Source organism: Streptococcus sp. HMSC074F05 (genome assembly GCF_001808725.1).
In the GTDB taxonomy this organism is placed as follows: Bacteria; Bacillota; Bacilli; order Lactobacillales; family Streptococcaceae; genus Streptococcus; species Streptococcus parasanguinis_I.
The window spans coordinates 623757-631335 of the sequence record NZ_KV794411.1 but is presented as its reverse complement, the minus strand read 5'-3'; the positions used below and the strand labels follow the sequence as shown (position 1 = coordinate 631335).

Annotated in this window: 6 protein-coding genes and 1 pseudogene; 5 read left to right on the top strand and 2 right to left on the bottom strand. The window is 41.7% G+C overall.

The genetic code is table 11. From position 1 onward, the window contains the following. Positions 1 to 81: 81 nt before the first annotated feature. Positions 82 to 822 (bottom strand): amino acid ABC transporter ATP-binding protein, encoded by a 741-nt coding sequence (locus HMPREF2685_RS06805; RefSeq protein WP_003007564.1) that lies wholly within the window; start codon positions 820 to 822, stop codon positions 82 to 84. Next, complete coding sequence (locus tag HMPREF2685_RS06800) at positions 822 to 3005, bottom strand: amino acid ABC transporter substrate-binding protein/permease (RefSeq protein ID WP_070466058.1); 2184 nt, start codon at positions 3003 to 3005, stop codon at positions 822 to 824. Before HMPREF2685_RS06800 ends, HMPREF2685_RS06805 begins: the two co-directional genes overlap by 1 nt. Positions 3006 to 3267: 262 nt before the next feature. On the opposite strand from HMPREF2685_RS06800, the gene HMPREF2685_RS06790 reads away from it, so the two are divergent. The 5 genes and pseudogenes from HMPREF2685_RS06790 to HMPREF2685_RS10745 all read left to right on the top strand — a co-directional run bounded on the left by HMPREF2685_RS06790 (position 3268) and on the right by HMPREF2685_RS10745 (position 7510). Continuing rightward, a complete protein-coding gene (locus tag HMPREF2685_RS06790; protein ID WP_070466054.1) occupies positions 3268 to 4224 on the top strand; it encodes a CPBP family intramembrane glutamic endopeptidase in 957 nt (318 codons plus the stop codon). Between the two features lie 133 nt (positions 4225 to 4357). Next, positions 4358 to 6346 carry an excinuclease ABC subunit UvrB gene (gene uvrB / locus HMPREF2685_RS06785; protein ID WP_070466053.1) on the top strand — a complete coding sequence of 663 codons (1989 nt, stop codon included), beginning with the start codon at positions 4358 to 4360 and terminating at the stop codon, positions 6344 to 6346. 13 nt (positions 6347 to 6359) lie between these two features. Beyond that, positions 6360 to 6923, top strand: a complete 564-nt coding sequence (locus tag HMPREF2685_RS06780) for a hypothetical protein (RefSeq protein WP_070466051.1) — start codon at positions 6360 to 6362, stop codon at positions 6921 to 6923. Between the two features lie 13 nt (positions 6924 to 6936). Then, positions 6937 to 7053 (top strand): annotated as a pseudogene (locus tag HMPREF2685_RS10935) (flavodoxin family protein); the annotation flags it as partial. A gap of 103 nt (positions 7054 to 7156) precedes the next feature. Next, positions 7157 to 7510, top strand: a complete 354-nt coding sequence (locus HMPREF2685_RS10745) for a diacylglyceryl transferase (RefSeq protein ID WP_070466049.1) — start codon at positions 7157 to 7159, stop codon at positions 7508 to 7510. Positions 7511 to 7579: the final 69 nt, after the last annotated feature.

The following is a 7579-nucleotide window of genomic DNA, read 5'->3' as shown; positions in this document are numbered from 1 at the left end:
CTAGGACTTTTGTCCCAGCCTCTTTTTTCGTCTAAAAAAGCATCTAGCAAAATTGCTAGATGCTTCAAAAACCACTATTTTTTAAACGTTTAGAACCTTATCCAAGAATTCTTTCAAACGTGGGTGTTGTGGGTTGTCGAAGATTTGGTCTGGTTTGCCGTCTTCGAGGAATTCACCGTCTGCGGTGAAGATGACGCGGTTGGCTACTTGGCGGGCAAATCCCATCTCATGGGTAACGATGATCATGGTCATGCCTTGCTCTGCCAACTCTTTCATAACGTTCAATACATCTCCTACCATCTCAGGGTCAAGGGCAGAAGTAGGTTCGTCAAAGAGCATAATATCTGGATTCATGGCAAGTCCACGTGCGATAGCCACACGTTGTTTTTGACCACCGGAAAGGCTGTTCGGATTGGCATCGGCTTTATCTGCGAGTCCAACTTTTTCCAACAATTCCATCCCGACTTTTTGAGCTTCTTCACGGGTCATCAGTTTGTGCTCTACTGGCGCAAACATAATATTTTCAAGGACGCTCATGTGAGGGAAGAGGTTGAAGTGTTGGAAAACCATCCCGATATTTTCACGGACTAGATCAACATTAGTTTTTGGATCGGTTAGATCATATCCATTAACTGTAATTTGACCTTTTGTAACTTCTTCGAGGAGATTGAGACTACGAAGGAAGGTCGATTTACCTGAACCGGATGGTCCGATAATACAAACCACATCTCCTTCATAGAATTTTGTTGAAATTCCTTTTAGGACCTCATTTTCACCATAGTATTTGTGGAGGTCATGGACATCAATTTTTAATTTAGCCATTAGTTAACCTTCTTTTCTAATTTTTTTGCAAATCGTGTTAGCAAGGTGATAATCACGAGGTAGAAGACGGCAAGGATCGCATACATCTTGAAACTTTGGTAGTTTCGAGCGATGATGATCTTACCAGTTTGGAAGAGTTCTACCAATCCGATCGCAGAAACGATAGTCGTATCTTTCAGGGCAATGACGAATTGGTTAACAAAGTTTGGAAGCATGAGTTTGGTTGCTTGTGGCAAGATGATCTTGCGCATGGTCTTGCCATAAGAGATCCCAAGGCTTCGGCTGGCTTCCATCTGTCCAATCGGTACAGCTTGGATCCCCCCACGAACAATTTCTGCAATATAGGCAGCAGCATTGAGGGAGAGGGCGATGGTACCTGCAACAAAGTCGTTGATTGGGGATTGATGACCTGTGACCGATTCAATCAAGTTTGGAATTCCCCAGAAGATGAAGGCGGCGAGGATCATGAGTGGGATCCCACGAATAACATCGACAAAGATCTCAGCAGTCCAGCGAAGCCATTTATAAGGGCTAACACTAAACATCCCAAAGATAACACCGATCACCATAGCAATGGCAAAAGAGAGAAGTGCAAGGGCAAGAGTGACACCCAAACCACTTAACAATTGTTTGTAGTTATTTTGAAGCAAGCCCAAGATCGTTGTTTCATCTACGGCTGTACTTGAAGTACTTGATTTGCTATCTGCTTTAAGATATTTATCGAGAATCTTTTGGTATTGACCACTTTTCTTCAAGTTTGCAAGACCGTTATTGAACATTTCGATCAATTCAGGATTTTCACCTTTTTTAACGGCAAATGCTAGTTGACCACTTGGAGTTCCTTCGATAGGTGTTTTGAATTTGCGTCCTTGTTTAATAGCGTATTTGATAACAGGTTCGTCATCCATGATCGCTGCAACAGAACCAGAATTCAAACTATCATACATAGAAGCTCCGTCAGAGAACGTTTTGATCTTGTAACCATATTTCTTTTGGTTTTCTTCAAGGAAGTTTTGTGAGGAAGTCCCGTTTTTAACGCCGACTGTCTTTCCTTTTAGGTCATCATATGAATCAATCTTGCTACTTTCTTGAACGGCTAGAATAGAATTGGCCGTGTAGTATGGTTCAGAAAAATCAAATGTTTCTTTCCGAGCATCTGTCACAGTCATCCCTGCGATCATTCCTTGCGCATGGCCGGATTGAACATCACTTACCGCAGCATCAAATCCAGGATTGTCAATCTCGATGGTAAATCCTTGGTCTTTGGCAATCGCCTTGATCAAGTCCATATCGATTCCTGTGTATTTGTTTTTTCCATTTTGGAAGACAAATGGTGCAAAAGATGAGTCACTTGAAATTACATATTTTGATTTTTTAGGAGTTGCTTTTTGACCAGCAGGAGTAGTTGTTTCTGGAACGGTACTGTTACTTGATGATTGGCTTTCACCTGTCCATTTCTTGATGATCTCATCAAGTGTTCCATCAGCTTTCATTTGAGCGAGGGCCTTGTTAAATTCAGTGATCAACTTTTCATGCTTACCGCCTTTTTTTACACCAAAGGCAAAGCCACCGACTGCTTCCCCGTCCATATTGATAGCTAGGTCCTGCCCCTTTTGGATGGCGTATTGAATAACAGGTTGGTCATCCATCACCGCATCGACCGCACCAGCTGATAAACTGTTGTACATGAGATCACCAGTATCAAAAGTCTTGATCTTGTAGCCGTACTTGTCCTTGTTTTTATCGAGGAAGCGTTGGGCTGCAGTTCCGTTTTTGACACCGACTGTCTTCCCTTTTAATTGGCTGTACTTCGTGATTTTATCGGCTTTCGTAGTCGCGATGACAACTTTTGTATCGTAGTAAGTATCAGACATGGTGAAGACTTTTTCACGTTCTGTTGTTTTGGTCATCCCTGCCATGATGGCATCCGCTTGACCAGCTTGAACTGCATTGACCGCTGCATCAAATCCCGGGAAGGATTTGTCCAAATTCCAGCCATTGATTTCAGCGACCTTGTCCAAGATCTCTACGTCAATTCCTTTATAGGTTTGATCTGAATCCTTAAATTCAAACGGTGCATATGCTGTGTCGAAAACGACCTTGATCGTTTCAGCATGAGCATGACCAGCGAATGCAACGAATGGAAATAAGAACAGCAAACATGCTAGTAATTTTTTCTTCATTTCTGTCTCCTTTTAATTCTTTTCTCTTTGGGTATTTGACCCATGAGCACATTGACCAAAGGATGGCCTAAAAAAAACAAATCATTCATACCAAAACGAGTATGAATGGTCTTATGTTTTTCTACAAAAGCTATTATATCAGAAAATAGTCTGCTTTGCAAGAAAAATCGGGTTTTCATGTTAGGTTTTCTAACATAAAACGATATTGCAGCTCTAGATTTTCTTTGCTACAATGGAACTATCAGATAAATGGAGGTTGATCATGAAGAAAGGAAAGATGATTCAGGATATAAAAACTAACACCTCATGGCCAGTTCTTATTTCTACACTATTTTATATATTTTTAGCCTCCTTCTTTATTGAAGGAGGCCTTTGGATTGGTAGTGAACTTGTGGGGCCATTTTCCTTAGTTATAGGTTTTCTAGTGGAGTTCTTTTCGCCAGGAAATGGGACAGCAAGTATTCAAGAATTTTTCTACCATTATTTTCTCTATTATGAGCTTTTCAGTTTTGTAATCATTCTGTTACTCTTTATGTTTTGGGTGAAGGTCATAGAGAAGAATGCCTTATCAAGCTTAGGCTTTGTAAAAAGAAATTGGCTCAAGTATCTAGGCTGGGGGATCATGATTTCACTTGTTCAAATGGGAGTGATCGCGCTTGTCTACCAAGTAAGTGGCATCGGGTCTTTTGTGTTAAATGAGCTCAGTTTAGAGCCCTTGTTTTTTATCCTAGGATTATTTCCATTTTGGCTTCTGCAAGGGGGGACGGAAGAAGTAGCGACGCGAGGTTGGCTTCTGACTCGGATTGCTGCAAGAACTAATCTGCCTTTAGCAATCGCGATTTCTAGTAGTCTCTTTGGCATTCTGCATATGGGAAATGCAGGAGTGACCTTCTTATCCGTTCTGAATATCATCCTCGATGGAGTGCTGGCTGGTCTGCTTTTTATCTATACGGATAGTATCTGGCTAGTGGTCGCCCAACACGGCACTTGGAACTATGTACAAGGAAATCTCCTTGGTTTTCAAGTCAGTGGCACAGGCGCAGATGCGTCTATCTTTAGCTTTACCATGGGATCTGGACCCGACTGGTTGACCGGAGGGACATTTGGAGCAGAAGGATCAATCATTACCACTTTGGTTCTTCTTGTATCCCTAGTGATTGTTTATCGCTTAGGGGAAAGGAAAGAAAGAGTTGATAATGAACAAGTGTATCATGATTGACTAGAATTGATGATAAAAATGAAGACCGGGACTTGAGCCCGGTCTTTTTCTATGTGAGGATTCTATCCCCAAAAGTCAGTGAAATATTGTCTATTGTGGTAAAATAAGGGAAGTATAATCAAAGGAAGAAAGTATGATTAATCGAGTAACAGATAACAAATTTAAACTAGTATCGAAATACCAACCGTCTGGGGATCAACCGCAGGCCATTGAGCAACTGGTGGATAACATCGAGGGTGGTGAGAAGGCGCAAATCCTGATGGGAGCGACTGGTACGGGGAAGACCTATACCATGAGCCAGGTTATTGCCCAGGTCAATAAACCGACCCTGGTTATCGCCCATAATAAAACGCTAGCGGGCCAGCTCTATGGGGAGTTCAAGGAATTTTTCCCTGAAAATGCGGTCGAGTACTTCGTATCTTACTACGATTACTACCAGCCAGAAGCCTATGTGCCATCGAGCGACACCTATATCGAAAAGGATAGCTCGGTCAATGATGAGATTGATAAACTTCGTCACTCCGCAACCTCAGCTTTGTTGGAGCGTAACGATGTCATCGTTGTAGCTTCCGTCTCTTGTATTTATGGTTTGGGTTCGCCGAAGGAATATGCCGATAGCGTGGTGAGTCTGCGTCCAGGTCTGGAGATTTCTCGTGATAAACTGCTCAATGACCTGGTGGATATCCAGTTTGAGCGCAATGATATCGACTTTCAACGGGGGAAATTCCGTGTTCGTGGAGATGTGGTCGAGATTTTCCCAGCTTCGCGTGATGAACATGCCTTCCGAGTGGAGTTTTTCGGGGACGAGATTGAGCGGATTCGGGAGATTGAAGCTTTGACAGGCCAAGTTCTGGGAGATGTGGACCACTTAGCAATTTTCCCAGCTACTCACTTCGTGACCAATGATGACCATATGGAAGTGGCCATTGCCAAGATTCAGGCGGAACTAGAAGAGCAGTTGAAAGTCTTTGAAAAAGAAGGCAAGCTCTTAGAAGCCCAACGTCTAAAACAACGGACCGAGTATGATATTGAAATGCTGCGGGAGATGGGCTACACCAATGGGGTCGAAAACTACTCTCGTCACATGGATGGCCGGAGTGAAGGTGAGCCTCCTTACACTCTCCTTGACTTCTTTCCAGAAGATTTCCTCATCATGATCGATGAAAGCCACATGACTATGGGACAGATCAAGGGCATGTACAATGGAGACCGCTCGCGCAAGGAAATGCTGGTCAACTATGGTTTCCGTTTGCCGTCTGCTCTGGATAACCGGCCACTGCGTCGTGAGGAGTTTGAAAGCCATGTCCATCAGATTGTCTATGTGTCTGCGACACCAGGCGACTATGAGATGGAACAAACCGATACCATCATCGAGCAGATCATTCGTCCGACAGGTCTTCTCGATCCTGAGGTGGAAGTGCGTCCGACCATGGGTCAAATGGACGACCTCTTAGGTGAGATCAATGCGCGTGTAGAACGTGGAGAGCGGACCTTTGTCACCACCCTGACCAAGAAGATGGCAGAAGACTTGACCGACTATTTCAAGGAAATGGGTGTCAAGGTCAAATACATGCACTCGGACATTAAGACCTTGGAGCGGACGGAGATTATTCGAGATTTGCGTTTGGGTGTCTTTGATGTCTTGGTCGGGATTAACCTCCTTCGCGAAGGGATAGATGTACCGGAAGTAAGCTTAGTTGCCATCCTTGATGCGGATAAGGAAGGATTCCTCCGTAATGAACGCGGCCTCATTCAAACCATTGGTCGTGCAGCCCGTAATAGTGAGGGTCACGTGATCATGTATGCGGACACCATGACCCAGTCAATGCAAAAAGCCATCGATGAAACAGCCCGTCGTCGGAAAATCCAGATGGCTTATAATGAAGAGCATGGTATTGTACCACAAACCATCAAGAAGGAAATCCGTGACCTGATCTCTGTTACCAAGGCGGTGGCCAAAGAAGAGGACAAGGAAGTAGATATCACCAGTCTCAACCGCCAAGAGCGCAAGGAACTGGTCAAGAAACTGCAAGGTCAAATGCAAGAAGCTGTCGAAGTGCTTGATTTCGAGTTGGCAGCGCAAATCCGCGATATGATGTTGGAAGTCAAGGCTTTGGATTAAGGAGGTGATAGAAATGAATGAAGCTTCATTAACAACAATTATAAGTGTATTAATTCCTAGTATAATTTCAATTGTAGGTTTTAGGGTAACTTATTACTCAATGAAACAAAGTTTTCAAAATGAACTTAAGCGTAATAGGGATACTTTAGCTTTGGATAATATGTCAAAAATACCGTATAGAGTTTTGTCGCTTTTTGATGAGATGATTGAAAATAATTCTTTAAAAAATACTAAGGATAAAGAAAGAAAACAAGAAGAAAATTTGAAAAACTTTAAAGAGATAATGAATATAATATACTCATACGGTTCAAAAGAGTCTATTAAGATTGTTTCGTTAATGCAAAAAGAAAACTATGAGGCCGCAGTTACACAAATTAATCAAAACGAATATCGAACGATGGCGATTTTTGTGTTACTTGCCACACAAATTAAATATGATGTTACTTCTGTTGCAGTTAGCCCTAGATATTGGTTTATAATGAAGTTGAAAGATTTTGACTCACAACAAAATAGACTTTCAGAAGCAACAAATAAATTAATAGGGGAGCTAGGGTTAGATGACAACTTTAGGATGTGAAAATTTTAAAAGGGGCATCAAAGATTTACGTATTTCACTTGGCAATGTTATTGTTGGCCGGGATGTGAACACCGCTAGCATGCGAGAACAGCATCTCCAGAAGGTAGCAGCAGAAGTGAAGAGACTTTGATCAGAGATGGGTTACTACTGATAAGTTAGTGTCTTTAGTTGTATTTTGAATAGGTTTTAGTTAAACTATTAATATTATCTGTAAAACATAGGAATGATTCAATATGCTACTTTTTATCTATATGATCTATGTCATTTTTTCACTATCAAAAATGAAAAGAGAAGGGAAAAGAGTCTCAATTCTTACGAAGATTGTCGTCTTTGGTTTATTGGTTTTATCATTGATTATGATGTATTTCAGTTTTTTGGCATTTTTATTTTCTCCTTTGCCATTTTTTGGCTTTCTAGCCTCTCTTGTTCTTGGCGGCATGATGCTATCTCTGAAAATTGTTATTGCCCTTGCATTACTATTGTTATCACTAAGTCTATTATTAGACAGCAAAAAAAGTGATCCGGATACGCCTCTAATTGATCATTGGCTACGGTTGGCAGTCCATATTCTGTTGATCATAATCTAAGATAAGAAGATTACTGTTTTTTTAAGCTTTGAACCAATGTTTACATAGGAGAGCTCAATTATGGGAAAG